Source organism: Pseudomonas sp. B21-032 (assembly GCF_024748965.1).
GTDB lineage: Bacteria > Pseudomonadota > Gammaproteobacteria > Pseudomonadales > Pseudomonadaceae > Aquipseudomonas.
The window spans coordinates 291,225-316,594 of sequence record NZ_CP087180.1 but is presented as its reverse complement, the minus strand read 5'-3'; the positions used below and the strand labels follow the sequence as shown (position 1 = coordinate 316,594).

Here is a 25,370-nt window from a genome sequence, read left to right as displayed (position 1 = left end):
GACGCTCATCAACCTCAAAGCTGGGCCACGATCGCGCGGTAATCCGCGGCCAGCGTGGCCTGAAGAATCTCTTTCGGATAGTCGTCGGTGACCACCGCTTCGCCCATGCGGCGCAGCAGGACCAGACGCAGACGACCGTCGAGTACCTTTTTATCTACTGCCATGTGTTCCATGAACTGCGCCGGGGTCATCTCGGCGGGCGGCACCACCGGCAAGCCTGCGTTCTGGAACAGACGGATACCACGGTCACGCTCCTGCTGGCTGATCCAGCCCAGGCGCATGGACATTTCCAGGGCCATTACAGTGCCCGCCGCGACGGCCTCACCGTGAAGCCACACACCATAGCCCATGTGGGTCTCGATGGCGTGACCGAAGGTGTGGCCCAGGTTCAGCGTGGCACGCACGCCCGACTCGCGCTCATCGGCGCCCACCACCGCAGCCTTGGCCGCGCAGGAACGACGAATGGCCTCGGTCAGCGCCACCTGGTCAAGGCCGCGCAAGGCCTGCATATGCTCTTCGAGCCAGCCCAGGAAGGGTTCGTCACAAATCAGGCCGTATTTGATCACTTCGGCCAGGCCTGCCGACAGCTCGCGCGGCGGCAGGCTATTGAGGCTGCGGGTGTCGATCAGCACCGCGTTGGGCTGATAGAAGGCACCGACCATGTTCTTGCCCAGCGGGTGGTTGATGCCGGTCTTGCCGCCTACCGACGAATCGACCTGAGACAACAAGGTAGTCGGCACCTGGATGAAATCCACGCCGCGCTGGTAGCAGGCGGCGGCAAAGCCGGCCATGTCGCCGATCACCCCGCCGCCAAGCGCTACCACGGTAGTGCGGCGGTCGTGGCGGGCGGTCAGCAGCGCATCGAAGATCAGCTGCAGGGTTTCCCAGTTCTTGTAGGCCTCGCCGTCGGGCAATACCACCGGCAGTACCGAATAGGCACCCAGGGTCTTGCTCAGGCGCTCGAGATAGAGGGGTGCGACAGTCTCGTTGGACACGATGGCGACCTGCCGGCCAGCGATATGCGGCGCCAGCAGTTCAGGTTGATCCAGCAGGCCTTCGCCAATGTAGATCGGGTAGCTACGTTCGCCCAATTCGACCTTTAGTGTCTGCATGTGTCCCCACAATGAACTAGGCGCGGCATCGATGGCTCGAACCGCGCGATAACGGTGTGCCCTGTCACGGCATGACTGGTCGCCGAGGATAGTCCTGGCTTAACGGGGCGGCAACTTCTGCAAGCGCTCGAGAATATCCTGCACCACCATTCGCGGTGGCCGTTCGTCGGTTTCCACCACCAGATCGGCGATCTCGCGATAAAGCGGGTCACGAACTTCCAGCAGCGCGCGCAAGGTCGCCTCCGGGTTGGCGGTGCGCAGCAACGGCCGGTTGCGATCACGCGAGGTGCGCCCGACCTGCTGCTCGACCGAGGCGTGCAGGTACACCACTCGCCCGCCGGCATGCAGGGCCTGACGGTTGGCATCGCGCATTACCGCGCCGCCACCGGTAGCCAGCACCACGCCATCGAACGCGCAGAGCTCGGCGATCATCGCCTGCTCGCGGTCACGAAAGCCCGGCTCGCCTTCCTTATCGAAGATCCACGGGATATTGGCGCCGGTGCGCAATTCAATTTCCTTGTCGGAATCCTTGAACGGCAGGCGCAGCTCTTTGGCCAGCAGGCGGCCGATGGTGCTTTTGCCAGCACCCATCGGCCCCACAAGTATCAAATTTCGCACAGAATCAACGACTCACAGCAATCGCCTGGTCACTCATGATACGCGGAGTCAGGAAGACCAGCAGCTCGGATTTTTTCTCTTGTAGAACATCGCGACGAAACAGCCGCCCAACATACGGCACATCGCCGAAAAATGGCACCTTGTCGACAACTTTACTTTGCACCGTCGAGTACACGCCGCCGATGACGATGGTCTCGCCATCATTGATACGCACCTTGGCGTTGACCTCGTTTTTACGGATCGCCGGCACGTGATCCAGGGCGTTGAGGTAGTCGGGCTCGTCCTTGGTCACCTTGACCACCATGATTACCCGGTTGTCCGGGGTGATCTGCGGGGTGACCTCAAGGGACAGCGAGGCCTCGCGGAAGGTCACCGAGGTAGCGCCGCTGCCGCTGGTTTCCTGATACGGCACCTCGGTGCCCTTGAGGATCCGCGCAGTTTCCTTGTCAGCGGTGACGACCTTGGGCTGGGAAATGATTTCGCCGTTGCCGGTGCGCTCCATGGCGCTCAGTTCCAGGTCGAGCAGCGCACTGTTGCGCACCAGGCCAAAGCCGATACTCGACGATGCCCGGTCCGCGCCAAGGTCGACGAAGGTATCGCCACCACCCAGGCTCAAGCCCTTGCCCAACTGCACCTGGCCACCCCAGCGCACACCCAGGCTCTTTTCAAAATCGACGTTGGCCTCGACGATCCGCGCCTCGATCATGACCTGGCGTACCGGCACATCGAGTTCGCCGATCAACCTGCGCAGCTCTTCCAGACGTTCCGGCGACTGGCTGGCGACCAGGGTGTTGGTGCGCTCATCGACACTCAGCGAACCATGGCTGGCGCCGCCGGCCTCATGGGCCATCAGGCTGTGGAAAAGCTCGGCGATATCGGTGGCCCTGGCGTGGTGGATCGGTATCAGCTCGCGCCGCGACGGCGCGGACCCGGCCAGTTCGGCAAGCGGTGCGACCAGCAATACATTGCCATCCTTGCGCTGCTCCAGGCCCTTGCTGCGCAGCACCAGCTCCAGCGCCTGGTCCCAGGGCACATCCTGCAAGCGCAAGGTCACCTTGCCCTGCACCGCATCACTGGCCACCAGGTTGACCCCGGAAAAATCAGCCAGCACCTGCAGCACCGTACGCACCTCGACATCCTGAAAATTCAATGACAACGGCTCACCGCCGTACTGTTGCTTGCCCGCAAACGCGCCGGCAGACAGGCAACAGCCTATCAGCGCCGCAACCACAGCCCCCTTGCCCATCGATGACCTCCCTGGTCGGCACCTTCAGCGCAGGGCGAGAGTTCGCCGCCGCGCTTGCCAGCCTTGGCCGGCAACAAAAACCTGCTGGATGACCTCGACATGGCGCTCGCCAATCTCGGCCACCTGCCCCTGGTCACGACCCAAGCGGTCACCGACCTGCAGCCGATGCACGCGGCCATCAGCCTGGATCAGCGCGTAGCGCACGCCGCGACTGGCGAGGCTGCCGACCATTTCCAGCTGCTCCAGCGCCAGGCGCTGCAAGACATCGGCCTGCACCGCCAGCGCAGATGGAGCGAATGGATTGCGCAGCATCGCAACCGGCCGTCGCTGCGCCGCCTGTGGCTGCGCGCCAGGGGCCAACTGCGGCTGCGAGCGAGGCTGGTATGAGCGAACCTGCAATTGCATGTGCAGCAACTGCGCATCGGCCGGCTTCAGCGAAAGCCCTTGCACGGTAATCAGCCGCGGCTGCGCGGCCAGGTCCGCGAAAAATTCGGCAAGCGCCGAAAAGGCGCCACGCAAGCGCAGTTGCACGGGCAGTTCCAAGTAATGCTCAGCGGTCGACGCTTGGACTACCTGCAACTGTTCAATGGCCACTTCATGGGCCTCGGCCAGGCGGGAGAGCAACTCGAACACGGCAGGCTCGGCGCTCCCTGCCGACAATTGCCAGCGCGCTTGCTGCAAGCCGCTGTGCAATTCGGCCGTCGGCTCAACGCTGTCTGCGTTGGCGTGCGCCAAGGCATCGACCATCAGCGCCGCCTGCGTCATCAGCGGCCGTAAATGCACGGCGTAAGCCAGGCCTGCCAGAAGCGCCAGCAAGCCCGTCAGTATCAACGCCTGTACTGGCCAGGCTCGACTTGCCAGCACACCGCAGAAGCTCAAGGTGCAACCTCAAGGGCTGCTACCAGCTCAAACGCATGCCCCTCCTCGACCGCACTTAGCTGCTGCAATTCGGCAGTACTGATCAAGGATGAAGACTTCAGGCGGTCTGCCAGTTCCGCAACCAGGGCAGCCGAACCGGCCATGCCGGCAAGCCTCAGCCCAGCCGGGTCCTGGCTCAGGGCGGTCAGGTACACGCCATCGGGCATGGCCCGCTCAACCTGCTCGAAGACATCCACGGCGAAATGCCGGCCAGCCTGCAAGCGTTGCAACTGCCTCAGTTCCTGCCGCAAAGCCTCGGGCTCCAGTTGCCCGCCGGGCGGGCTGAGCGACTGCTGCTGCATGACGCCACGAAAATGCTGGTCGATGAGACCACTGGCAACGGCAACCAGCAGCACAACACTTGCACAGCCTGCCTGAAACCCTCGAGTACGCAGACGCTGGCGGCGCTCGCGCCATGGCAACAAATTAAGTCGCACGCCGCCCATGGCCAGGGCGCAGGCCACGTCCAGGCTCGAGCCCGCGTGGTCCAGTTCGGCGTCGAGCGCTACTGCCGGAGCACGCTGCAGCGCCTGGCTATCGATCTCCAGCACCCGTGCATTGAGCCCGGCGACTTCAAAGGTGGCCTCAAGTGTTTCCAGCAAACCGCGATGACAGGCCGCGACCTGAACGCTCACCGCATCAGCGCCAGCCGGCGCCTGCAGCCGGTAATCCAGCGCGGTGTCTTCAAGGTCGAAGGGAATGAACTGCTCAGCGGCATCGTGCACCTGCGCAGCCACTTCAGCATCGGCCAGACCCGCCGGCAGGCTTATCGATTTGCTGATAGCCCGCGCCGCCGGCAAGGCCACGGCGGCTTGCCGACAGCGGCTGCCACTGCGCTGCAGCGCGCGTTTCAGGGCCAGGCCAACCACCTCAGGGTCGGCAATCCAGCCGTCGAGCATGGCCCCGACAGGCAGCGGTTCAAGCGCCCAGGCCCGCACGCGCCACGCGCCTTTGCGCCGGTGCAATTGCACCAGTCGGATAGACGGCGGGGCAATTTCTACCCCCAGGAGTGAACCGGCATCCATGCCGAAGCGTCCAAGCATTGGTTTTTTCCTTGCTGGCGACAGCCGCGTGCGTAACGCGGCGAGTTGAAAAATGCTTATAATGCCCAGCGTTTATCCTTTGTCCGCTGGCCCCGCGCGCAACCCATTCTTCTATTCTGGACGCCCAAAAGCCTTGATACGCCTGCTGAAGTTCTTCTGGTGGTCTTTCGTCGCAGTCATCTGCGCGCTCGTGCTCGGTCTGAGCGGCGCATTTCTGTATCTTAGCCCCAGCTTGCCCTCGGTAGAGGCCCTCAGAAGCATCCAGTTGCAGATCCCTTTGCGGGTCTACAGCAGCGACGGCAAGCTGATCGCCGAGTTTGGCGAAATGCGCCGCTCGCCCATCCGTTTTGCCGATATTCCGCCGCATTTCATCCAGGCTTTGCTGTCGGCTGAAGACGACAATTTCGCCAATCACTACGGCGTTGACCCCAGCAGCCTGATGCGTGCTGCAACACAATTGCTCAAGTCCGGGCACATCCAGACCGGCGGCAGCACCATCACCATGCAGGTAGCGAAGAACTTCTTCCTCAGCAGCGAACGCAGCTTCTCGCGCAAGACCAACGAAATTCTCCTGGCCCTGCAGATCGAACGCGAACTGACCAAGGACGAGATCCTCGAGCTGTACGTCAACAAGATCTACCTGGGCAACCGCGCCTACGGCATCGAAGCCGCCGCGCAGGTGTACTACGGCAAGTCGATCCGCGATGTCAGCCTGGCGCAGATGGCGATGATCGCCGGCCTGCCGAAAGCGCCGTCGCGCTTCAACCCGCTGGCCAACCCGGTGCGCGCCAAAGAGCGCCGCGACTGGATCCTGGGGCGCATGTACAAGCTCGGCAAAATTGATGAAGCCAGCTACCAGACAGCATTGGCCGAACCGATCAACGCCAGCTACCACGTGCCGACCCCAGAAGTTAACGCACCCTACATCGCCGAGATGGCCCGCGCCGAAATGGTCGGCCGCTACGGCAGCGATGCCTACACCGAAGGCTTCCGCGTCACCACCACGGTGCCGAGCGACCTGCAGGAAATCGCCAACAAAGCCGTACTCAACGGCCTCACTGCCTACGACGAGCGTCATGGTTACCGCGGCCCCGAGTCGCGCTTCCCGGGCAAGACCCGTGACGCCTGGCTGCAGGAACTGAGCAAGCAACGCCCGTTGGGCGGCCTGGAGCCGGTGATCGTCACCGAAGTCAGCAAGACCGGCCTGCAGGTGCTGACCCGCGCCGGCAACCAGGAGTCGGTGGCCTGGGAGACCATGAAGTGGGCCCGCCCGTTCCTCAACACCAACAGCCAGGGCCCTGCACCACAGCAGCCTGCCGACGTTGCCCAGGTCGGCGACCTGATTCGCGTGCAGCGCCTGGACGACGGCAGCCTCAAATTCAGCCAGGTGCCGGGGGCGCAGAGCGCGCTGGTATCGCTGGACCCGAACAGTGGTGCGATCCGCGCCCTGGTCGGCGGTTTCTCGTTCGAGCAGAGCAACTACAACCGCGCTATGCAGGCCAAGCGTCAGCCGGGCTCGAGCTTCAAGCCGTTCGTGTACAGCGCTGCGCTGGACAACGGCTACACCGCCGCCAGCCTGGTCAACGACGCGCCGATCGTATTTGTCGACGAATACCTGGACAAGGTCTGGCGGCCGAAGAACGACACCAACACCTTCCTCGGCCCGATCCGCATGCGCGAGGCGCTGTACAAGTCGCGCAACCTGGTATCGATCCGCCTGCTGCAGGCCATGGGTGTAGGCCCGACCATCGACTACATCAGCAAGTTCGGCTTCAACAAGCAGGACCTGCCGCCCAACCTGTCGCTGGCCCTGGGCACCGCAACCCTGACGCCGATGGAAATCGCCACCGGCTGGAGCACCTTTGCCAACGGCGGCTACAAGATCAGCCCATACCTGATCGAACGCATCGAGAGCCGCAACGGCGAGACCCTGTTCACTGCCAACCCGCCACGGGTCCCGCAAAGCGAACAGGTCGAAGCCGGCATCGCCGCCCCCGAGCAGCCGATCAGCCCCCAGCTGCCGGGCGAAGGCCTGAGCACCGTGGCCAGCGATCCGGCCGCAGCCGTCGCCCAGCCGCCGGCCGTGGCCGAGCGCATCATTGACGGGCGCACCAGCTATATCCTCACCAGCATGCTCCAGGACGTGATCAAGCGCGGTACCGGGCGCCGCGCCCTGGCCCTGGGCCGTACCGACCTGGCCGGCAAGACCGGTACCACCAACGAATCCAAGGACGCCTGGTTCTCCGGCTACAACGCCGACTACGTAACCACCGTCTGGACCGGCTTCGACCAACCGGAAACCCTCGGCCGCCGCGAGTACGGCGGCACCGTGGCGCTGCCGATCTGGATGAGCTACATGGGCGCTGCACTCAAAGACAAGCCCAACCATGCCCCGGCCGAGCCGGAAGGCATCCTCAGCCTGCGCGTCGACCCGGTCAGCGGCCGGGCGGCGACGCCAAGCACGCCGAACGCCTACTTCGAGCTGTTCAAGGCCGAAGACACACCGCCTTCGGTCAACGAGCTGGGTAACGGCAGCGCACCGGGCAGCCCGCTGCCAGCGGACGAGGCAGCGCCGATCGATCTGTTCTGATGGCAACCCATCGCAGGTGTAGGAGCGGGCTTGCCCCGCGATAGAGGTGACAACCCACCCACAAAAAAGCCCCGACTCTCACGAGCCGGGGCTTTTTACTACGCGTTGCAGCTAATCGCGGGTCAAGTCGGGTCGCCGCACCGCCCACACATTAGCCGTTGAACACGTCATCCACGCTTTTCAGCGGGTAGTTCTTCGGATACGGCAGGGTCGCCACACCAGTCTCGATCGCGGCCTTGGCCACGGCATCGGAAACCACGGTGATCAGACGAGCGTCCATTGGCTTCGGAATGATGTACTCACGGCCGAATTCCAGGGCGTCGACGCCGTAGGCTGCGCAGACTTCCTTAGGCACTGGCAGCTTGGCCAGGTCTTTCAGGGCGTTGGCGGCGGCGATTTTCATTTCTTCGTTGATGCGCTTGGCGCGAACGTCCAGGGCACCGCGGAAGATGAACGGGAAGCCCAGTACGTTGTTGACCTGGTTCGGGTAGTCGGAACGACCGGTAGCCATGATCACGTCGTTACGGGTGGCGTGGGCCAACTCCGGGGAGATCTCTGGATCAGGGTTCGAGCAAGCGAACACGATCGGGTTCGGCGCCATCGACTTCAGGCCTTCAGGGCTCAGCAGGTTCGGGCCGGACAGGCCGACGAACACGTCTGCGCCTTGCAGGGCGTCAGCCAGGGTGCGCTTGTCGGTAGCGTGGGCGAACACCGCCTTGTACTGGTTCAGGTCGTCACGGCCAGCGTGGATCACGCCAGTACGGTCAACCATGAAGATGTTCTCGATCTGTGCGCCCATGCTCACCAGCAGTTTCATGCAGGAGATGGCAGCTGCACCGGCGCCCAGGCAGACGATCTTGGCGTCGGCCAGGGTTTTGCCAGCGATTTCCAGGGCGTTGATCATGCCGGCGGCGGTAACGATCGCGGTGCCGTGCTGGTCATCGTGGAATACCGGGATGTCGCACTGTTCGATCAGCGCGCGCTCGATTTCAAAGCACTCTGGCGCCTTGATGTCTTCCAGGTTGATGCCACCGAAGGTGATCGAGATGCGCTTGACGGTGTCGATGAAGGCTTGCGGGCTCTCGGAGTCGACTTCGATGTCGAACACGTCGATACCGGCGAAACGCTTGAACAGAACGCCCTTGCCTTCCATGACCGGTTTGGAGGCCAGTGGGCCGAGGTTACCCAGGCCGAGGATGGCGGTGCCGTCGGAAATGACTGCTACCAGATTGCCCTTGCCGGTGTACTTGTAGGCCAGCTCCGGATCGCGACCGATTTCGCGAACCGGCTCAGCCACGCCAGGGCTGTAGGCCAGCGCCAGGTCGCGAGCAGTCGCGGTAGGTTTGGTGAGCTCGACGCTCAGTTTCCCCGGACGAGGTTGAGCGTGGTATTCGAGAGCGGCAGTTTTCAAATCTGACATGGTGGGCATTCCGCTATTTACTGTTCTGACGGACCGCCGAGGATACGCAAAGAGCAAAGGGCCGACAAGACTGCCCGGTCACTTGTGTCAAGGGCTTTAACCTACGACTTTCCGCCAAGAGCCGCAGCCTGCAAGGGTTTCGATGTGTACAATCGAAATTAAAAATGTAGACAATTTTTTATCTTTCGACCCTTTCCAGCATCGACGGATCGGTCAGCGGCAGCAACCAGCGTTGCTGGCCCGGCTTCAGACCACCCTTGCGGGAACGATCCAGCACCCAACCGCGGGCTTCGATCGATCGACCTTTCAGATCAGTGAAGAACGAAGAGGGGAAATTGCGCTGCAGGCGTGCCGGCACCTGAAGCACCAGAGAATCGTCGATTTCGATCCAGATACCCCCGCGATTGCGCTGGATATCCATCACCTTGCCACTTATCAGGGCAAAACCGGACTGACGCACGGCGCTTGCCGGGGTCAATGGCGATTGCCGCCACAGGCCTTTGCCGGCCTGACGAGCGGCGCGCTCGGCCTGCGCCTGGCAGCCGGCCAACGTGACGTTGGGGGCCACCGCAACCCGGTAGCCAAGGCCTTCACTGAGCAGTTGTGCTTCGAAATTGTCGCCAGAGCGGCCATAGACATGCGCCAGAGTACGGCCATATTTGTCCCGCGCCTCGACGCCAGGAACCAGCCCCACCTGCCCGCCGCTGGCCTTGACCAGGGCCTGCAAGCGCTGCCGTGCAGCCTCGGCGAAGGCTTCACTGCTGCGACCTTTGCGACCAATTTCCGGTGCATTGATACCAATCAGGCGAACACTGCGGCCATCATTCAGACGCAAGGTATCGCCATCGACCACCTGGCGCACGCTGACCACCTGCGCATCGACCGGTGCCGCGCAGAATGCCAGGGCCGGCAACTGCCAGATTGCGCCCATAAAAAAGGCGCCCACGAGGGACGCCTTTTTCAGCAGCAATGCCAAACCCATCGGGCCAGCGTCGCGCAATCTTACTTCTTGGCACCGAACATGCCGAAGCGATCGGCGAACTTCTGTACGCGGCCGCCGGTGTCCAGGACCTTCTGCTTACCGGTGTAGAACGGGTGGCAGAGGTTGCAAACGTCGATCGGCAGGGCCTTGGCCAGAGTCGAACGAGTTTCGAATTTGTTACCGCAGCTGCAGGTAACTTCTACAGCTTCGTATACCGGATGGATATCGGCTTTCATGGTGTTTCCTCAGTGCTGACGTGCCGCCACTCAACACCATTGTTGAATACCGCACGCAAAATAGGGTCGGAATAATACCAGAGCAAACAGCCAACGCAAGTTGTCGCTTAGACCGGCGGTCGTCTGCTAGGCTCGCCGGACCCTGGAATTCCCCCTGCAGAGAACCTTTCGCGTGTCCGACGTCATTCTACGCCTTGCCCTGCCCTCGCCCCTGCGGCGGCTGTTCGACTACAGGGCACCGGCAAGCATGGCGCGCCAGGCACTGACCCCGGGCATGCGTATCCGCGTGCCGTTTGGTCGACGCGAGATGATCGGTATCCTGATCGAGATCAGCGACACCAGCGAGGTGCCGGCCGACAAGCTCAAGCCCGCAATCGCCCTGCTCGATCCGGTGTCGCCGCTGCCGCCGGCACTGTTCAAGCTGTGCCTGTGGACTGCGCAGTATTATCAGCACAGCCTCGGCGATACCCTGAGCTGGGCCCTGCCGGTGCTGCTGCGCCAGGGCGAACCGGCGCAAGCGCGCCAGGAGCGCTTCTGGCAAGTGGCCCCGGGCGCGCGCCTGGACGACCCGCGCATCGCCCGCGCGCCGCGCCAGCGCGAAGCCCTGGCAACCCTGGCGCAGCACCCCCACGGCGTGGCCCATACCCTGCTGAGCAAACTGATGCTGAGCAAGGACAGCCTCGACCTGCTGCTGGCCAAGGAGCTGGTGCAGGTCGAGGTGCGCCGCCACTTGCCCCAGGAACGCCACGAACACTGGCTGGCGCAGCCGGAGCTGCCGCTCAACGACGAGCAGCGCACCGCCTTCAATGCGGTACGCTCAGGCTTCGACAGCTTTCATGCCTTCTTGTTGGCCGGGGTCACCGGCAGCGGCAAGACAGAGGTTTACCTGCAGCTGATCCGCGAAACCCTGGAGGCCGGCAAGCAGGCGCTGATTCTGATCCCGGAAATCAACCTGGGGCCGCAAACCCTGGCGCGCTTCGAGCAGCGTTTTAACGCGCGCATCGCCCTGCTGCACTCGGCGGTCAATGACCGCGAGCGCCTGGATGCCTGGCTGGCCGCACGTGACGGCGAGGCCGACATCATCATCGGCACCCGCTCGGCATTGTTCACACCGATGAAAAACCCCGGCTTGATCATCATCGACGAAGAACACGACGGCTCGTATAAACAGCAGGAAGGCCTGCGCTACCACGCTCGCGACCTGGCGCTGGTGCGCGCGCGCCAGGAGAACATCCCGATCCTGCTGGGCTCGGCCACGCCGTCGCTGGAGAGCCTGCATAACGCCCACAGCGGCCGCTATGGCCTGCTGCGCCTCAACCAGCGCGCCGGCGGCGCCCAGCAGCCGCGCTTCCTGCGCCTGGATGTGAAGAGCCGGCCGTTGGACAGCGGCATCAGCGGGCCGATGCAGCAAGCCATCGGCCAGACCCTGGCGGCCGGCCAGCAGGTACTGGTGTTCCTCAACCGCCGCGGCTTTGCGCCGACGCTGCTGTGCCATGACTGCGGCTGGATGTCCGAATGCCCACGCTGCGATGCGCGCATGACCGTGCACCAGCGCTCCAACGAGCTGCGCTGCCATCACTGCGGCTACGATGAGCGCGTGCCGCGCCAGTGCCCGCAGTGCAACAAAGTCGACCTGCGCCCGGTGGGTGCCGGCACCGAGCGCGCCGAGGAGCGCCTGAGCATTCTTTTTCCGGATTACCCGGTGCTGCGCGTCGACCGCGACAGCACTTCGCGCAAGGATGCGATGAACCAGTTGTTCGCCACCATCCAGCGCGGCCAGCCGTGCATCCTGGTTGGCACCCAGATGCTCGCCAAGGGCCACCATTTTCCGCGGGTGACCCTGGTGTCGATCCTCGATGCCGACGGCGGCCTGTTCTCCGGCGATTTTCGCGCCAGCGAGCGCATGGCGCAGATGATCGTCCAGGTCGCCGGCCGCGCCGGGCGCGCCGAGGAGCCGGGCAAGGTGATCATCCAGACCCACCTGGCCGACCATCCTTTATTGGTGCAACTGACCGAGCAGGGCTACTTCGCCTTTGCCGAGCAGGCCCTGAGCGAGCGCCGCGCTGCTGGCCTGCCGCCATTCGCGCACCTGGCGCTGCTACGCGCCGAAGCGCACAAGCCGGGGCAGGCCGAGGGGTTTCTCGATGAAGCCTGCAGCGCCGCCGAGCAGTTGCTGGCCGAACAGAACCTGCACGGCATCGAGCTGCTGGGTCCGGTACCGGCGCCGATGGAACGCCGTGCCGGGCGGTTTCGTGCGCAATTGTTGCTCCAGGCCAATGCCAGGGCACCTTTGCATCGACTGATCAGCGCCTGGTTGCTAGTGTTGGAACAGATGCCGTCCGGGCGCCAGGTGCGTTGGTCGCTGGATGTCGATCCGGTGGATTTGTACTGACAGCATTGGCCCCATCGCTGGCAAGCCAGCGATGAGGGCCGAACAGAACACCCCAAAGGTTGGCAACCTCGCCCCGGCAACGGATAATGTCCAGTTTTTCCACCTGCGCATCGAAGCGCCGCCGCGCTTGCGGTCGAAAGAGAAGCCCATGAAAGACACCATTCGCCAGCTGATCCAGCAAGCCCTCACCCAACTCGTCACCGACGGTGTGCTGCCTGAAGGGCTGACGCCGGCGATCCAGGTGGAGAACGCCCGGGACAAGACCCACGGCGACTTCGCCAGCAACATCGCGATGATGCTGGCCAAGCCTGCCGGCATGAAACCGCGCGACCTGGCCGAGAAGATCATCGCCGCCCTGCCTGCCGACGAGCAGGTGAGCAAGGTCGAGATCGCCGGCCCAGGCTTTCTCAACTTCTTCCAGAACACCCAGGCCCTGGCCTCGCGCCTGGACGCGGCCCTGGCCGACGCCAAGCTTGGCGTGAAGAAAGCCGGCCCGCAGCAGAAGGTGGTGGTCGACCTGTCGGCCCCGAACCTGGCCAAGGAGATGCACGTCGGCCACCTGCGTTCGACCATCATCGGTGATGCCGTATCCCGCGTGCTGGAGTTCCTCGGCGATGACGTAATCCGCCAGAACCACGTCGGCGACTGGGGCACCCAGTTCGGCATGCTGATGGCCTACCTGCAGGAAAACCCGATCACCAGCGACGAACTGTCGGACCTGGAGAACTTCTACCGTGCGGCGAAAAAACGCTTCGACGAGTCCGAAGAGTTCGCCGACCGCGCCCGTGGCCTGGTGGTCAAGCTGCAAGCCGGCGACCCGGAATGCCTGAAGCTGTGGACCCGCTTCAAGGACATCTCGCTGTCGCACTGCCAGAAGACCTACGAACTGCTCAACGTCAAACTGACCATGGCCGACGTCATGGGCGAAAGCGCCTACAACGACGACCTGGCCAATGTCGTCAGCGACCTCAAGGCCAAGGGTCTGCTGGTCGAGAGCAAGGGCGCCCAGTGCGTATTCCTTGAAGAATTCAAAACCGCCGAAGGCGAGCCACTGCCGGTGATCGTGCAAAAAGCCGACGGCGGCTACCTGTACGCCACCACCGACCTCGCTGCCGTGCGCTACCGCAGCAACGTACTCAAGGCCGACCGCGCCCTGTACTTCGTCGACCAGCGTCAGGCCCTGCACTTCAACCAGGTGTTCGAAGTGGCTCGCCGCGCCGGTTTCGTCGGCCACCCGATGCAAATGGAGCACATGGGCTTCGGCACCATGAACGGCGCCGACGGCCGTCCGTTCAAGACCCGCGACGGCGGCACGGTGAAGCTGATCGACCTGCTCACCGAAGCCAAGGAGCGTGCCTACGCCCTGGTCAAGGAGAAGAACCCGGAGCTGGCCGAGGCCGACCTGCGCGCCATCGGCGAAGTGGTCGGCATTGGCGCGGTGAAATACGCCGACCTGTCCAAGCACCGCACCAGCGACTACAGCTTCAACTTCGAACTGATGCTCAACTTCGAAGGCAACACCGCGCCTTACCTGCTGTACGCCTACACCCGCGTCGCCGGTGTGTTCCGCAAGCTGGGCAAGAGCTTTGAAGAAGTCGACGGCCAGATCATCCTGCAAGCACCGCAGGAGCAGGACCTGGCTGCACGCCTGGCGCAGTTCGGCGAGATCCTCAACAACGTCGCCGAGAAGGGCACGCCGCACGTGCTGTGCGCTTACCTGTACGACGTTGCCGGCCTGTTCTCGAGCTTCTACGAGAACTGCCCGATCCTCGCCGCCGACACCCCTGAACAGCAGCAGAGCCGCCTGCGTCTGGCCGCCCTGACCGGTCGTACCCTCAAGCAAGGTCTGGAACTGCTCGGCCTGGAAACCCTGGAGCGCATGTAAGTTGGCTGCCAAGAAAAAACCCGCACCCAAGCGCGGCGCGAGTCGCTATCAGGCACCTGCCAAGCAGCCGATCCCGGGCTGGCTGTGGCTGGCAATCGGCTTGTCGGTGGGCGCCTTTGTCGTGTTCCTGATGAAGCTCGAGCCTGGCAACGGCGAGGTCAAGCGCACCAAGCCCGAGCAGCAGAAGGCCGAGAAGGTCGCCGAAGCCAACAAGACCGCACCAAGCCCGCAGCAGCCGGTGAAGCCCAAGTACGACTTCTATACCTTGCTGCCGGAATCGGAAGTGATCGTGCCGCCTGAAGCGGTGCCGGAAAAAACCCCGCCGGTGCCGGCGCAACCTCCGGTCACCCCGGCGGAAGCGGCGAAGATCGACACCGCTCGTGCCCAGGCCGCGTTAATGGGCCAGACACCTCCGCCAGCACCACCGGTGATCAAGCCGGCGGCGACCACCCAGTTCTTCCTGCAGGCCGGCTCGTTCCGCAAGCAGGCCGACGCCGACAAGGTCCGCGCGCAGATCATCCTGCTCGGCCAGGCGGTCAAAGTGGAGTCCGGCACGGTGAAGGAAGAAACCTGGTACCGCGTGCTGGTTGGCCCGTTCAGCAACCGTGAACAGCTGACCGTGGCGCAAAAGCAACTGGCCGGCAGCGGCTTCAGCAACCTGCTGTTGCAGCAGCGCCAGACCCGCCAGTAAACCCGCCGCAAAAGCCTTGTCGCATTCGCTGCGACAAGGCTTCAGGCCTTAACGCCGCTGGGCGTTGGCCAGTGACACCTGGGTATTGAGCGTCCAGAAGTCATACAGCACCCCCACCAGGAATAACCCGCCGGTGCACAGGTAGATCAGGCCGGTGATCCACTTGCCCTGGTACATGCGGTGCACGCCAAACACCCCGAGGAAGGTCAGCAGGATCCACGCCAGGCTGTAGTCCAGTGGGCCCGGCTGAAAGCGCAGGTCGGCTTCGCGGTCCATCGCCGGAATCAGAAACAGGTCGATCAACCAGCCGATGCCGAGCAGGCCCAGGGTAAAGAACCAGATCGTGCCGGTGACCGGCTTGCCATAGTAGAAGCGGTGCGAACCGGTGAAGCCGAAAATCCACAGCAGATAACCGATCACCTTGCTGTGGGTGTCGTGTAGCTGACCGCCCTGTTGATAACTGTTCATTCATAGCCCCTGTGGGTTATCGATAAATTTTCTAAAGAAAAATGTGACTTTTCTGTGGCAAGCCGACGTGTGGTCATTTGCTACCCTACCCGCCGCAAACCCCTATCCTGTCTGGCCCGCGCCTTTCGAATGCAGGCCAATCGCCGCTTCTGCCGGATTTTGCCGCCCGCTGGAATCGACCAACGGATCAGAATTTGATCAAAAAGCTGTTATAAAGTTGCGCGCTAACCAACCAGAGCCCTGCCTATGCGTCCTTTTTTCAAGACATGGCTGACCATCTGCCTATTATTGCCACTGGCTGCCCACGCCACCAATCGTGAGCAACGGTTACCCAACGGTTTCTCCGGGTACACCTCCAATTCCACTGCTGCGCGTCCACACAAGAACGTCAGCAGCAACAAAGTCCAGCACAGCCCCAAGCGCAGCGCTCGCCCGGGCAAGCCGCTGCCGGTTGCCGCGGCCATGTCGCCGCAGCAGAGCAGCGATGTGCTCAGCCGCGCGGTCAACGTGCTCGGCACCCCGTATCGCTGGGGCGGCAGCAGCCCGAGCAAGGGCTTTGACTGCAGCGGCCTGGTCAAGTACGCCTTCAACGACATCGATGAAGTCGACCTGCCCCGCACCTCCAACGCCATGGCCAGCGGCCACGGCATAAAAGTCGATCGCAACGACCTCAAGCCCGGCGACCTGATCTTCTTCAATATCAAGAGCCGTCGGGTCAACCACGTCGCCATCTACCTGGGCAACGACCGCTTCATCCACGCGCCGCGCACTGGCAAACGGGTAAGCATCGACACCCTGAACAAGCCGTACTGGAACAGCCGTTACGTGGTTGCCAAACGTGTCTTGCCAAAAAGCCAGCAACTGGCCCTGGCCAAACGCTAGAAGCGCCCCAGCGCCCGCTCCCGGGCGCTTTCAGGGCTGACCAGCCCTTGACGCACCAGGCCCTGCAGACACGCGTCGAGGGTCTGCATCCCCTGTGCCCCGCCTGTCTGTATCGCCGAATAAATCTGCGCCACTTTGCCCTCGCGCACCAGGTTGCGCACCGCAGGCGTTGCCAGGAGTATCTCGTGGGCTGCCAGCCGGCCGCCGCCAACCTTCTCCACCAGAACCTGCGAGACCACTGCCTGCAGCGACTCGGCGAGCATGGCGCGTACCAGTTGCTTCTCTTCGGCGGCGAACACATCCACCAGGCGGTCAATGGTTTTCGCCGCCGAGCCGGTATGCACCGTGGCCAGCACCAGGTGCCCGGTTTCCGCTGCAGTCAGGGCCAGGCGAATGCTCTGCGGATCGCGCAGTTCACCGAGCATGATCACATCCGGATCCTGGCGTAATGCTGCGCGCAAGGCCTGGGCAAAACCCCGGGTGTGCCGGCCGATCTCGCGCTGGCTGATGCGGCTGCGCTGCGAGCTGTGGATAAATTCGATGGGGTCCTCGAGGGTGACGATGTGCAGCGCCCGCTCACGGTTCAGGTGATCGACCAGAGCCGCCAGGGTGGTCGATTTGCCCGACCCTGTGGGCCCGGTAACCAGCACCAGCCCGCCCGACAGCTCGGCAATTTGCCGAAACACATCCCCCAGGTCGAGTTCTGCCAGGCTGCTGACCTGCGCCGGAATCACCCGCAGCACTGCAGCGGCGCCATGCAGTTGCTGGAAAGCATTGACCCGAAAGCGCGCCAATGCTGGCACGGCAAAGGCAAAGTCGATATCCAGATGTGTTTCAAAATCCTTTTGCTGCGCCGCGGACATCACCTGTCCGAGCATTTCGTCCATGTCTTGCGGCGTCAGCGCCGGCAACTCCAGCGGCCGCAAACACCCCCCAAAACGCAGCGCCGGCACCTCGCCCGCCGCCAGGTGCAGGTCACTGGCACCGGCTTGCACAGCCAGCGCCAGCAGTTCAGTCACATCCATGAGACTCCCCAAAGGCCGCCAAGCAGGTAGAATGCCGCAGACCCAAAGAGCCGCTGGCATCGATCAATGTCCACCATAGCAGACAACCTTTCCACGCTCGCCGCACGCATCCGTGCCGCCGCGCTGGCCGCCGGGCGCGAGCCTGCGGCCGTGCAGCTGCTGGCCGTGAGCAAGACCAAACCCGCCGCTGCCGTGCGCGAAGCCTTCGCCGCCGGGGTGCGCGATGTCGGTGAGAACTACCTGCAGGAAGCCCTGAACAAACAGGGCGAATTGACCGACCTGCCCTTGACCTGGCACTTCATCGGCCCCATTCAGTCGAACAAGACTCGTGCAATTGCCGAGCACTTTGACTGGGTACATTCCGTGGACCGCCTGAAAATCGCCCAACGCCTGTCCGAGCAACGCCCTGACAACCTTGCAGCGCTGAACATCTGCCTGCAGGTCAACGTCAGTGGCGAAGCCAGCAAGTCTGGCTGCACGCCCGAAGAGCTGCCGGCCCTGGCCAGCGCCATCGCCGCGCTGCCACGCCTGCGCCTGCGCGGGTTGATGGCGATTCCCGAGCCGACCGACGACGAGGCCGCCCAACAAGCGGCCTTCGCCCGGGTTCGCGAGTTGCAGGCGAGCCTTCAGTTACCCCTCGACACCCTGTCCATGGGCATGAGTCATGACCTGGAAGCCGCGATTGCCCAGGGCGCGACCTGGGTGCGCATCGGCACCGCGCTGTTCGGTGCCCGCGACTACGGCCAGCCCTGACCCATGCTTTTTCCCTCTTTCCCTATCAAGGACCTGACATGAGCAAGACTCGTATTGCCTTTATCGGCGCCGGCAACATGGCTGCCAGCCTGATCGGCGGCCTGCGCGCCCAGGGCCTGGAAGCTTCGCAGATCCGCGCCAGCGATCCGGGCGCCGAGCAGCGGGCGAAAATCCATGCCGAGCACGGCATCGAGATGTTCGCCGACAACGCCCAGGCCATCGAAGGCGCCGATGTGGTGGTATTGGCGGTCAAGCCACAGGCGATGAAAGCCGTGTGCGAAGCGCTCAAGCCCAAGCTCAAGCCCGAGCAACTGGTCGTCTCGATCGCCGCCGGGATCACCTGCGCGAGCATGAACAACTGGCTCGGCGCCCAGCCGATCGTGCGCTGCATGCCCAACACCCCGGCGCTGCTGCGCCAGGGCGTCAGCGGCCTGTTCGCCACCGCCGAGGTTTCGCCGGCCCAGCGCCAGCAGGCTGAGCAACTGCTGTCGGCCGTGGGCATCGCCCTGTGGCTGGACAGCGAACAACAGCTGGATGCCGTGACTGCGGTGTCCGGCAGTGGCCCGGCGTATTTTTTCCTGCTGATCGAGGCCATGACCGCCGCCGGCGAGAAACTCGGCCTGCCACGGGAAACCGCCGCCAAGCTGACCCTGCAAACCGCCCTGGGCGCTGCGCACATGGCGGTCAGCAGCGATGTTGACGCCGCCGAACTGCGCCGTCGGGTCACCTCACCGGCCGGCACCACGGAAGCGGCGATCAAGTCGTTCCAGGCCAATGGATTCGAAGCGCTGGTGGAACAGGCGCTGGGTGCCGCTGCGCACCGCTCGGCCGAAATGGCTGAACAACTGGGCAACTAAGGAGCCGAAGATGATCGGATTGAACACCGCTGCAATCTATGTGCTGCAGACCCTCGGCAGCCTGTACCTGCTGATCGTGGTGCTGCGCTTTGTCCTGCAACTGGTGCGCGCGGACTTCTACAACCCGCTCAGCCAGTTCGCCGTACGCGCCACCCAACCGCTGCTCAAACCAATGCGCCGGGTGATCCCGAGCCTGTTCGGCCTGGACATGTCATCGCTGCTGCTGGCGATCATCATCCAGCTGCTGGTGATGGGCCTGACCCTGCTGCTGGCCTACGGCACCACCGGCAACCCGCTGCAATTGCTGGTCTGGTCGATCATTGGCGTGACCGCGCTGTTTCTGAAGATTTTCTTCTTCGCCCTGATCATCAGCGTGATCCTTTCGTGGGTCGCGCCGGGCAGCCACAACCCGGGCGCCGAGCTGATCAACCAGATCTGCGACCCGTTCCTGGCACCGTTTCGCCGCATCCTGCCGAACCTCGGCGGCCTGGATATCTCGCCGATCCTGGCGTTCATGGCGCTGAAGCTGATCGACATGCTGGTGATCAACAACCTGGCGGCGATGAGCGGGATGCCGGAGATTCTGCGCCTGCTGGTCTGATCTCTCGCGGGGCAAGCCCGCTCCCACAGCACTTCTGTAGGAGCGGGCTTGACCCGCGATGCTTTCCTTGCCGCACTTCGCAGTGGTCTTTAGACTTACGCCTCATTCAAGCGTGAGCAGGGTCGATGTCCACTGTCTTTCCCGAAGATTCGGTCGGTCTGGTAACACCGCAACTGGCACAGTTCAGCGAGCCGCTGGCGCTGGCCTGCGGTCGCTCGCTGGCCGCCTATGAACTGATCTACGAAACCTACGGCACGCTCAACAGCAGCGCCAGCAACGCCGTGCTGATCTGTCATGCGTTGTCCGGCCATCACCATGCCGCCGGCTACCACAGCCCCGACGATCGCAAGCCGGGCTGGTGGGACAGTTGCATCGGCCCCGGCAAGCCGATCGATACCAATCGTTTCTTCGTGGTCAGCCTCAACAACCTTGGCGGTTGCAACGGCAGCACCGGCCCCAGCAGCATCAACCCGCTCACCGGCAAGCCCTACGGCGCCGATTTCCCGGTGCTGACCGTGGAAGACTGGGTGCACAGCCAGGCGCGCCTGGCCGATCGCCTGGGTATCCAGCAATGGGCCGCCGTCGTCGGTGGCAGCCTGGGCGGCATGCAGGCGCTGCAGTGGACCATCACCTACCCCGATCGCGTGCGTCATTGCCTGGACATCGCCTCGGCACCCAAGCTCTCGGCACAGAACATCGCCTTCAACGAGGTGGCACGCCAGGCCATCCTCACCGACCCGGAATTCCACGGCGGCTCGTTCCAGGATCAGGGCGTGATCCCCAAGCGCGGCCTGATGCTGGCGCGCATGGTCGGGCACATCACCTACCTGTCCGATGACTCCATGGGCGAGAAATTCGGCCGCGAGCTGAAAAGCGACAAGCTCAACTACGACTTCCACAGCGTCGAGTTCCAGGTTGAAAGCTACCTGCGCTATCAGGGCGAGGAGTTCTCCGGGCGTTTCGACGCCAACACCTACCTGCTGATGACCAAGGCACTGGATTACTTCGACCCGGCCGCCAGCCACGGCGGCGACCTGGCAGCGACTCTGGCGCATGTCACCGCGGATTACTGCGTGATGTCGTTCACCACCGACTGGCGCTTCTCGCCAGCACGCTCGCGGGAGATCGTCGATGCGCTGATCGCCGCGCGCAAGAACGTCTGCTACCTGGATATCGACTCGCCCTATGGCCACGATGCCTTCCTGATCCCGACCCCGCGCTACATCACGGGATTCACGAACTACATGAACCGCATCGTCTGCTGAGGAGCCTATGAGAGCCGACCTGGAAATCATCCAAGACTGGATCCCCGCCGGCAGCCGGGTACTCGACCTCGGTTGCGGTACCGGTGAACTGCTGGCGTCGCTGCGCGACCACAAGCAGGTGGCCGGCTACGGCCTGGAAATCGACCCCGACAACATCGCCCAGTGCGTGGCCAAGGGCGTCAACGTCATCGAGCAGGACCTCGACAAGGGCCTGGGCAACTTTGCCAGCAACAGTTTCGATGTGGTGGTCATGACCCAGGCCCTGCAGGCCGTGGAATACCCCGACCGCATTCTCGACGAAATGCTGCGCGTCGGCCGCCAGTGCATCATCACTTTTCCCAACTTCGGCCACTGGCGCTGCCGCTGGTACCTGGCGACCAAAGGTCGCATGCCGGTTTCCGACTTCATGCCGTATACCTGGTACAACACGCCGAACATCCACTTCTGTACCTTTGAAGACTTCGAGGCCTTGTGCAGCGAACGCCGCGCCCAGGTCCTCGACCGCCTGGCGGTCGACCATTTGCACCGCCACGGGTGGGCGAGCAAGCTATGGCCTAATCTTCTAGGTGAGATCGGCATTTACCGTGTCAGCAGCCCCGGCCTTACCGAACACAAGGTCGCGGTTTAACCCGCACACCGGAGGAGAACGATCATGGGCCGCTTGTTGAGTTTTTTACTGACTGCCTGCCTGAGTGTGACGGCGGTCGCCGCCGACGCCATCAAGGGCGAGCGCCAGGAAGTGTTCGGTGATACCACCGTGCACTACAGCACCTTCATCTCGACCTTCCTGCAGCCGGACATTGCCAAGGCTGCGCAACTGGTGCGCAGCAAGAACCAGGGCGTGATCAACGTCTCGGTGATCAAGGCCGGCAAGCCGCTGGTCACCCAGGTCAGCGGCACCGTCAAGGACCTGACCAGCAACTCGGTGCCGTTGAAGTTCAAGCAGATTACCGAACAGGGCGCCATCTACTACATCGCCCAGTTCCCTGTTGAACAACAGGAAACCCGGACCTTCACCATCGACGTTGGCATTGGTGGCAAGACCGAAACCATCAGCTTCAACCAAGAGCTTTTTCCAGGCGAATGATGACTTTTCAGCAAATCGTATTGGCCAGCCATAACGCCGGCAAACTCAAGGAACTGCAGGCCATGCTCGGTGACACCGTGCAACTGCGTTCCATTGGCGAATTCAGCAGCGTCGAGCCGGAAGAAACCGGCCTGTCGTTCGTCGAAAACGCCATCCTCAAGGCGCGCAATGCCGCGCGCATTTCCGGCATGCCGGCGCTGGCCGATGATTCGGGCCTGGCGGTGGACTTTCTCGGCGGCGCGCCGGGCATCTACTCCGCTCGTTATGCCGATGGCAAAGGCGATGCGGCCAACAACGCCAAGTTGCTCGATGTGCTCAAGGACGTCCCGCAGGAGCAGCGCGGCGCCCAGTTCGTCTGCGTCCTGGCCCTGGTGCGGCATGCCGACGACCCGCTGCCGATCCTCTGCGAAGGCCTGTGGCACGGGCGCATCCTGACCCAGGCCAGCGGCGAGCACGGCTTTGGCTATGACCCACTGTTCTGGGTGCCGGAGCGCGATTGCTCGAGCGCCGAGCTGAGCCCTGCCGACAAGAACCAGATCAGCCACCGTGCCCGCGCCATGAGCCTGTTGCGTCAACGTCTGGGCCTGGCATGACCGAGCGTTCGCCGGCACAGCCACTGCACCTGGGCGAGGCTGGCTTTACTTCCCAAGCACCGCGGGCGGCCCTGCCACAGCTGCCGCCCCTGGCGCTGTACATCCATATCCCCTGGTGCGTGCGTAAATGCCCGTACTGCGACTTCAACTCCCACGCCGCCACCCCCGAACTGCCGGAAGAAGCCTACGTCGACGCCCTGCTCGCCGACCTCGACCAGGAGCTGGGCAACGTCCATGGCCGCCCGATCAGCTCGATCTTCTTTGGCGGCGGCACCCCGAGCCTGTTCAGCGCCCGCGCGCTGGGGCGCTTGCTGGTCGGTGTGGAGCAACGCATCCCGTTTGCCAGCGACATCGAAATAACCCTGGAGGCCAACCCCGGGACCTTCGAGCAAGAGAAGTTCAAGGCCTACCGGCAACTGGGCATCAATCGCCTGTCGATCGGCATCCAGAGCTTCCAGCAGGCCAAGCTCGAAGCCCTGGGCCGCATCCACAACGGTGACGAAGCGATTCGCGCCGCCGACATGGCGCGCAATGCCGGCTTCGACAACTTCAACCTCGACCTGATGCATGGCCTGCCTGACCAGTCGCTGGACGACGCCCTGGGCGACCTGCGCCAGGCGATTGCGCTGAACCCCACGCACCTGTCCTGGTACCAGTTGACCCTGGAACCGAACACGGTGTTCTGGAACCAGCCGCCACTGCTGCCCGAAGACGACATCCTCTGGGACATCCAGGAAGCCGGCCAGGCCCTGCTGGCCAGCCACGGCTACGCCCAGTACGAAGTCTCGGCCTACGCCCAGCCGGGTCGTGCCGCGCGGCACAACCTCAACTACTGGAGCTTTGGCGACTTCATCGGTATCGGCGCCGGCGCCCATGGCAAGCTCAGCCACCCGGACGGGCGCATCCTGCGCACCTGGAAGACGCGCCTGCCCAAGGACTACCTGAACCCGGGCAAGCCCTTCAAGGCCGGCGAGAAGCTGCTGCCGGTGGACGAGCTGCCCTTCGAGTTCCTGATGAACGCCCTGCGCCTGACCCAGGGCGTAGACATCGAGCTGTTCAGCCAGCGCACCGGCCTGCCCCTGGAGCAACTGGCGGCGGCGCGGCGGGAAGCCGAACAAAAAGGGCTTTTGCAGGTCGAACCGACGCGACTGGTCGCTACCGCGCGTGGCCAGTTGTTCCTCAACGACCTGCTGCAGTATTTCTTGACCTAAGGATTGCGAATGGACCTGGTACTCGACCTGCTCTCGACCGTTTCCCGCTGGAGTCGCAGCAACCTGTCGGAGATTTCCCTGGCCTTGGTGGGCTGTTTGCTGGTGCTGTTTGGCACCGACATCAAAGGCTGGGTCGAACAACGCCTGGGCGGCCTTGCAGGCGCCTTGCGCGTACCGTTCATGGCCTTGCTGGTGATGATCGGCAGCGGTGCGGCATTGATCTATGCCACCCCGTGGGTGGTGAAGGGGCTGGCACAGTTCAACAACTATGCGTTGGCGCCGGTGTTGCTGATTGTGCTGGTGTTGATTGGCGTGGTTGCTGATCGGCGCTGACCACCCGTCGGCACCTGATATTTTTGTCAGTATCGCCATGCTCTCAAGCAGTGCTTAGATGATCTCGAGTTTCGTAGCGGCAACTGTGCCGCTGCGAACGTCCCCCTGCGCCATGCCATTAAGCCGTTGCGTCGCGCCGGATCGACTTTCAGGCAAGCCTCTTGAGGGACCAGGGTATGTCACTACTACCTTATCTGGACTTTTCTCCATTCGCAGACGAAGACTGGCAGGGCTGGGAAAAAGGCCCTAATGGCGCGCAACTCAAAATGCTCAATGAATCAGGTAATTACTACCTGCGTTTTGAGAATCCGCACGGCCACATCACCGGTCGGATTCTGAGCAAAACGGTTTCCGGTTTCATTCCCGGCAACCTGTACCGCTTCAGCGTCGACTTTCGCAGAAACATGGAGCAGGACTATTGGCAACCGGTTGTTGAATTGACCGTTTCGGGGATTGGCCGCGCGCCCGACCAAGCCATCGTCGAACCACATTGGGTCACCTTCTCGTTTGACTTCGTGGCCACCGACAGCACCCACACGCTGGATATAGCCACGTTCGACCGCGCACCTGACGCGAATGCCTGCTCCCCCGAGACAGCAACGTCCAATGTGCCGCCAAACACGGTCTCCGCTGACTACAGCCTCGATCAAATTCGCGTTTTCGAACCCGGCCCTGTGACGGAGAATTTCGACAGCTATCCAGACACACACGTCTGGCCCGGCGAAGGCTTCTCAACGGAACACATGAGTATCAGCCTCGCCCCCGACCAGCCCGGCAGCATTGCCCTGCACCAGGCCAGGGAAGAGGATCCCGGTTATGCGCAGCGTCAGGTACTTTGCCTGGGCCACAACACCGGCAACATCTACCCCCCGCAAACCACCCGGTTCGACCTGCCCAGGGTCTGCCAAACACTGACGTTCGATTGGGCAGATATCCGCCAGCCTGCCCAGGCCAATGCCTATGATGCCGATGGCAACCTGCTCGCCTCCGAGGACTTTGACCCAGGCAGTAATACCTTGAATGCCAAGGTTCAGCTGAATGCCCCGCGTGATGCGCTTATCAGCCGATTCGAGCTCACTACGCGCAACCGTACATCGGTCGATCATTTTGACTTTGCTGCGGATTGATCAATAGCCAGGCAGGTCGCTCTGAGGAGATAACC

At 63.1% G+C, this 25,370-nt stretch carries 25 protein-coding genes; 15 read left to right on the top strand and 10 right to left on the bottom strand.

The window, feature by feature from the left end; genetic code table 11:
- Positions 1-14 precede the first annotated feature (14 nt).
- The 5 genes from aroB to pilM all read right to left on the bottom strand — a co-directional run bounded on the left by aroB (position 15) and on the right by pilM (position 4,937).
- The gene (gene aroB / locus LOY54_RS01410; RefSeq protein WP_010222232.1) at positions 15-1,112 is read right to left on the bottom strand and encodes a 3-dehydroquinate synthase; all 1,098 of its coding nucleotides are present in this window, start codon (positions 1,110-1,112) and stop codon (positions 15-17) included.
- Positions 1,113-1,211: 99 nt separating this feature from the next.
- On the bottom strand, positions 1,212-1,730 hold the full coding sequence (aroK, locus tag LOY54_RS01405) for a shikimate kinase AroK (RefSeq protein WP_010222231.1): 519 nt from the start codon (positions 1,728-1,730) through the stop codon (positions 1,212-1,214).
- A gap of 4 nt (positions 1,731-1,734) precedes the next feature.
- On the bottom strand, positions 1,735-2,976 hold the full coding sequence (locus LOY54_RS01400; RefSeq protein ID WP_258608917.1) for a type IV pilus secretin PilQ: 1,242 nt from the start codon (positions 2,974-2,976) through the stop codon (positions 1,735-1,737).
- 24 nt (positions 2,977-3,000) lie between these two features.
- The gene (locus LOY54_RS01395) at positions 3,001-3,855 is read right to left on the bottom strand and encodes a pilus assembly protein PilP (RefSeq protein WP_258608915.1); all 855 of its coding nucleotides are present in this window, start codon (positions 3,853-3,855) and stop codon (positions 3,001-3,003) included.
- Positions 3,852-4,937 carry a pilus assembly protein PilM gene (gene pilM / locus LOY54_RS01390; RefSeq protein ID WP_258608913.1) on the bottom strand — a complete coding sequence of 362 codons (1,086 nt, stop codon included), beginning with the start codon at positions 4,935-4,937 and terminating at the stop codon, positions 3,852-3,854. The genes LOY54_RS01395 and pilM overlap by 4 nt, the downstream gene beginning before the upstream one ends.
- A 136-nt stretch (positions 4,938-5,073) precedes the next feature.
- On the opposite strand from pilM, the gene LOY54_RS01385 reads away from it, so the two are divergent.
- Positions 5,074-7,527, top strand: a complete 2,454-nt coding sequence (locus LOY54_RS01385) for a penicillin-binding protein 1A (RefSeq protein WP_258610678.1) — start codon at positions 5,074-5,076, stop codon at positions 7,525-7,527.
- 151 nt (positions 7,528-7,678) lie between these two features.
- Here the strand turns inward: LOY54_RS01385 and LOY54_RS01380 are convergent, their stop codons facing one another.
- The 3 genes from LOY54_RS01380 to rpmE form a co-directional block, all read right to left on the bottom strand.
- A complete protein-coding gene (locus tag LOY54_RS01380; RefSeq protein WP_045193954.1) occupies positions 7,679-8,947 on the bottom strand; it encodes a malic enzyme-like NAD(P)-binding protein in 1,269 nt (422 codons plus the stop codon).
- 178 nt (positions 8,948-9,125) lie between these two features.
- Positions 9,126-9,947, bottom strand: a complete 822-nt coding sequence (locus LOY54_RS01375; protein WP_258608911.1) for a thermonuclease family protein — start codon at positions 9,945-9,947, stop codon at positions 9,126-9,128.
- Positions 9,948-9,949: 2 nt separating this feature from the next.
- Positions 9,950-10,165: a 50S ribosomal protein L31 gene (gene rpmE, locus LOY54_RS01370; protein WP_010222223.1), complete on the bottom strand. Its 216-nt coding sequence runs from the start codon at positions 10,163-10,165 to the stop codon at positions 9,950-9,952.
- 172 nt (positions 10,166-10,337) lie between these two features.
- Between rpmE and LOY54_RS01365 the strand changes: the two genes are divergently transcribed.
- The 3 genes from LOY54_RS01365 to LOY54_RS01355 all read left to right on the top strand — a co-directional run bounded on the left by LOY54_RS01365 (position 10,338) and on the right by LOY54_RS01355 (position 15,133).
- Positions 10,338-12,557 carry a primosomal protein N' gene (locus LOY54_RS01365; protein ID WP_045193956.1) on the top strand — a complete coding sequence of 740 codons (2,220 nt, stop codon included), beginning with the start codon at positions 10,338-10,340 and terminating at the stop codon, positions 12,555-12,557.
- Positions 12,558-12,705: 148 nt separating this feature from the next.
- Entirely contained in the window at positions 12,706-14,442 is a 1,737-nt protein-coding gene (gene argS, locus LOY54_RS01360) for an arginine--tRNA ligase (protein ID WP_258608909.1), read from the top strand.
- A 1-nt stretch (position 14,443) separates the two neighbouring features.
- Entirely contained in the window at positions 14,444-15,133 is a 690-nt protein-coding gene (locus tag LOY54_RS01355; protein ID WP_038997644.1) for an SPOR domain-containing protein, read from the top strand.
- A gap of 48 nt (positions 15,134-15,181) precedes the next feature.
- Here the strand turns inward: LOY54_RS01355 and LOY54_RS01350 are convergent, their stop codons facing one another.
- Positions 15,182-15,601, bottom strand: coding sequence for a TM2 domain-containing protein (locus LOY54_RS01350; RefSeq protein WP_045193957.1), 420 nt, complete (start codon positions 15,599-15,601; stop codon positions 15,182-15,184).
- 246 nt (positions 15,602-15,847) lie between these two features.
- Between LOY54_RS01350 and LOY54_RS01345 the strand changes: the two genes are divergently transcribed.
- Positions 15,848-16,483 carry a C40 family peptidase gene (locus LOY54_RS01345; RefSeq protein WP_045193958.1) on the top strand — a complete coding sequence of 212 codons (636 nt, stop codon included), beginning with the start codon at positions 15,848-15,850 and terminating at the stop codon, positions 16,481-16,483.
- On the opposite strand, the gene LOY54_RS01340 is transcribed toward LOY54_RS01345, so the two are convergent.
- A complete protein-coding gene (locus LOY54_RS01340) occupies positions 16,480-17,508 on the bottom strand; it encodes a type IV pilus twitching motility protein PilT (protein WP_258608908.1) in 1,029 nt (342 codons plus the stop codon). The two genes, LOY54_RS01345 and LOY54_RS01340, sit on opposite strands and share 4 nt — an antisense overlap.
- A gap of 66 nt (positions 17,509-17,574) precedes the next feature.
- Here LOY54_RS01340 and LOY54_RS01335 point away from each other — a divergent pair, with 66 nt between their 5' ends.
- From LOY54_RS01335 to LOY54_RS01290, 10 genes are all read left to right on the top strand, one after another.
- Positions 17,575-18,261 carry a YggS family pyridoxal phosphate-dependent enzyme gene (locus LOY54_RS01335; RefSeq protein ID WP_093377203.1) on the top strand — a complete coding sequence of 229 codons (687 nt, stop codon included), beginning with the start codon at positions 17,575-17,577 and terminating at the stop codon, positions 18,259-18,261.
- Positions 18,262-18,299: 38 nt separating this feature from the next.
- Positions 18,300-19,118 carry a pyrroline-5-carboxylate reductase gene (gene proC / locus LOY54_RS01330; protein WP_195885462.1) on the top strand — a complete coding sequence of 273 codons (819 nt, stop codon included), beginning with the start codon at positions 18,300-18,302 and terminating at the stop codon, positions 19,116-19,118.
- A gap of 10 nt (positions 19,119-19,128) precedes the next feature.
- Entirely contained in the window at positions 19,129-19,719 is a 591-nt protein-coding gene (locus tag LOY54_RS01325) for a YggT family protein (protein WP_045193962.1), read from the top strand.
- A gap of 125 nt (positions 19,720-19,844) precedes the next feature.
- The gene (locus tag LOY54_RS01320) at positions 19,845-20,984 is read left to right on the top strand and encodes a homoserine O-acetyltransferase (RefSeq protein WP_045193963.1); all 1,140 of its coding nucleotides are present in this window, start codon (positions 19,845-19,847) and stop codon (positions 20,982-20,984) included.
- Positions 20,985-20,991: 7 nt separating this feature from the next.
- Entirely contained in the window at positions 20,992-21,612 is a 621-nt protein-coding gene (gene metW / locus LOY54_RS01315; RefSeq protein WP_038997652.1) for a methionine biosynthesis protein MetW, read from the top strand.
- 24 nt (positions 21,613-21,636) lie between these two features.
- Positions 21,637-22,071, top strand: a complete 435-nt coding sequence (locus LOY54_RS01310; protein WP_195885461.1) for a DUF4426 domain-containing protein — start codon at positions 21,637-21,639, stop codon at positions 22,069-22,071.
- The gene (rdgB, locus tag LOY54_RS01305; protein ID WP_045193965.1) at positions 22,068-22,664 is read left to right on the top strand and encodes an RdgB/HAM1 family non-canonical purine NTP pyrophosphatase; all 597 of its coding nucleotides are present in this window, start codon (positions 22,068-22,070) and stop codon (positions 22,662-22,664) included. Before LOY54_RS01310 ends, rdgB begins: the two co-directional genes overlap by 4 nt.
- The gene (hemW, locus tag LOY54_RS01300) at positions 22,661-23,875 is read left to right on the top strand and encodes a radical SAM family heme chaperone HemW (protein WP_258608903.1); all 1,215 of its coding nucleotides are present in this window, start codon (positions 22,661-22,663) and stop codon (positions 23,873-23,875) included. The genes rdgB and hemW overlap by 4 nt, the downstream gene beginning before the upstream one ends.
- A 9-nt stretch (positions 23,876-23,884) precedes the next feature.
- Positions 23,885-24,208 (top strand): DUF3392 domain-containing protein, encoded by a 324-nt coding sequence (locus tag LOY54_RS01295; protein ID WP_010222202.1) that lies wholly within the window; start codon positions 23,885-23,887, stop codon positions 24,206-24,208.
- Positions 24,209-24,384: 176 nt separating this feature from the next.
- Positions 24,385-25,335 (top strand): hypothetical protein, encoded by a 951-nt coding sequence (locus LOY54_RS01290; RefSeq protein ID WP_258608902.1) that lies wholly within the window; start codon positions 24,385-24,387, stop codon positions 25,333-25,335.
- The last annotated feature ends 35 nt before the right edge of the window (positions 25,336-25,370 follow it).

Excerpts from the sequence above, each read along its gene's own strand:
- aroB (WP_010222232.1), bottom strand. The coding sequence starts at position 1,112 with ATGCAGACACTAAAGGTCGAATTGGGCGAACGTAGCTACCCGATCTAC.
- LOY54_RS01400 (WP_258608917.1), bottom strand. The coding sequence starts at position 2,976 with ATGGGCAAGGGGGCTGTGGTTGCGGCGCTGATAGGCTGTTGCCTGTCT.
- pilM (WP_258608913.1), bottom strand. The coding sequence starts at position 4,937 with ATGCTTGGACGCTTCGGCATGGATGCCGGTTCACTCCTGGGGGTAGAA.
- LOY54_RS01380 (WP_045193954.1), bottom strand. The coding sequence starts at position 8,947 with ATGTCAGATTTGAAAACTGCCGCTCTCGAATACCACGCTCAACCTCGT.
- rpmE (WP_010222223.1), bottom strand. The coding sequence starts at position 10,165 with ATGAAAGCCGATATCCATCCGGTATACGAAGCTGTAGAAGTTACCTGC.
- argS (WP_258608909.1), top strand. The coding sequence starts at position 12,706 with ATGAAAGACACCATTCGCCAGCTGATCCAGCAAGCCCTCACCCAACTC.
- LOY54_RS01350 (WP_045193957.1), bottom strand. The coding sequence starts at position 15,601 with ATGAACAGTTATCAACAGGGCGGTCAGCTACACGACACCCACAGCAAG.
- LOY54_RS01345 (WP_045193958.1), top strand. The coding sequence starts at position 15,848 with ATGCGTCCTTTTTTCAAGACATGGCTGACCATCTGCCTATTATTGCCA.
- LOY54_RS01340 (WP_258608908.1), bottom strand. The coding sequence starts at position 17,508 with ATGGATGTGACTGAACTGCTGGCGCTGGCTGTGCAAGCCGGTGCCAGT.
- LOY54_RS01335 (WP_093377203.1), top strand. The coding sequence starts at position 17,575 with ATGTCCACCATAGCAGACAACCTTTCCACGCTCGCCGCACGCATCCGT.
- proC (WP_195885462.1), top strand. The coding sequence starts at position 18,300 with ATGAGCAAGACTCGTATTGCCTTTATCGGCGCCGGCAACATGGCTGCC.
- LOY54_RS01325 (WP_045193962.1), top strand. The coding sequence starts at position 19,129 with ATGATCGGATTGAACACCGCTGCAATCTATGTGCTGCAGACCCTCGGC.
- LOY54_RS01320 (WP_045193963.1), top strand. The coding sequence starts at position 19,845 with ATGTCCACTGTCTTTCCCGAAGATTCGGTCGGTCTGGTAACACCGCAA.
- metW (WP_038997652.1), top strand. The coding sequence starts at position 20,992 with ATGAGAGCCGACCTGGAAATCATCCAAGACTGGATCCCCGCCGGCAGC.
- LOY54_RS01310 (WP_195885461.1), top strand. The coding sequence starts at position 21,637 with ATGGGCCGCTTGTTGAGTTTTTTACTGACTGCCTGCCTGAGTGTGACG.
- rdgB (WP_045193965.1), top strand. The coding sequence starts at position 22,068 with ATGATGACTTTTCAGCAAATCGTATTGGCCAGCCATAACGCCGGCAAA.
- hemW (WP_258608903.1), top strand. The coding sequence starts at position 22,661 with ATGACCGAGCGTTCGCCGGCACAGCCACTGCACCTGGGCGAGGCTGGC.
- LOY54_RS01295 (WP_010222202.1), top strand. The coding sequence starts at position 23,885 with ATGGACCTGGTACTCGACCTGCTCTCGACCGTTTCCCGCTGGAGTCGC.
- LOY54_RS01290 (WP_258608902.1), top strand. The coding sequence starts at position 24,385 with ATGTCACTACTACCTTATCTGGACTTTTCTCCATTCGCAGACGAAGAC.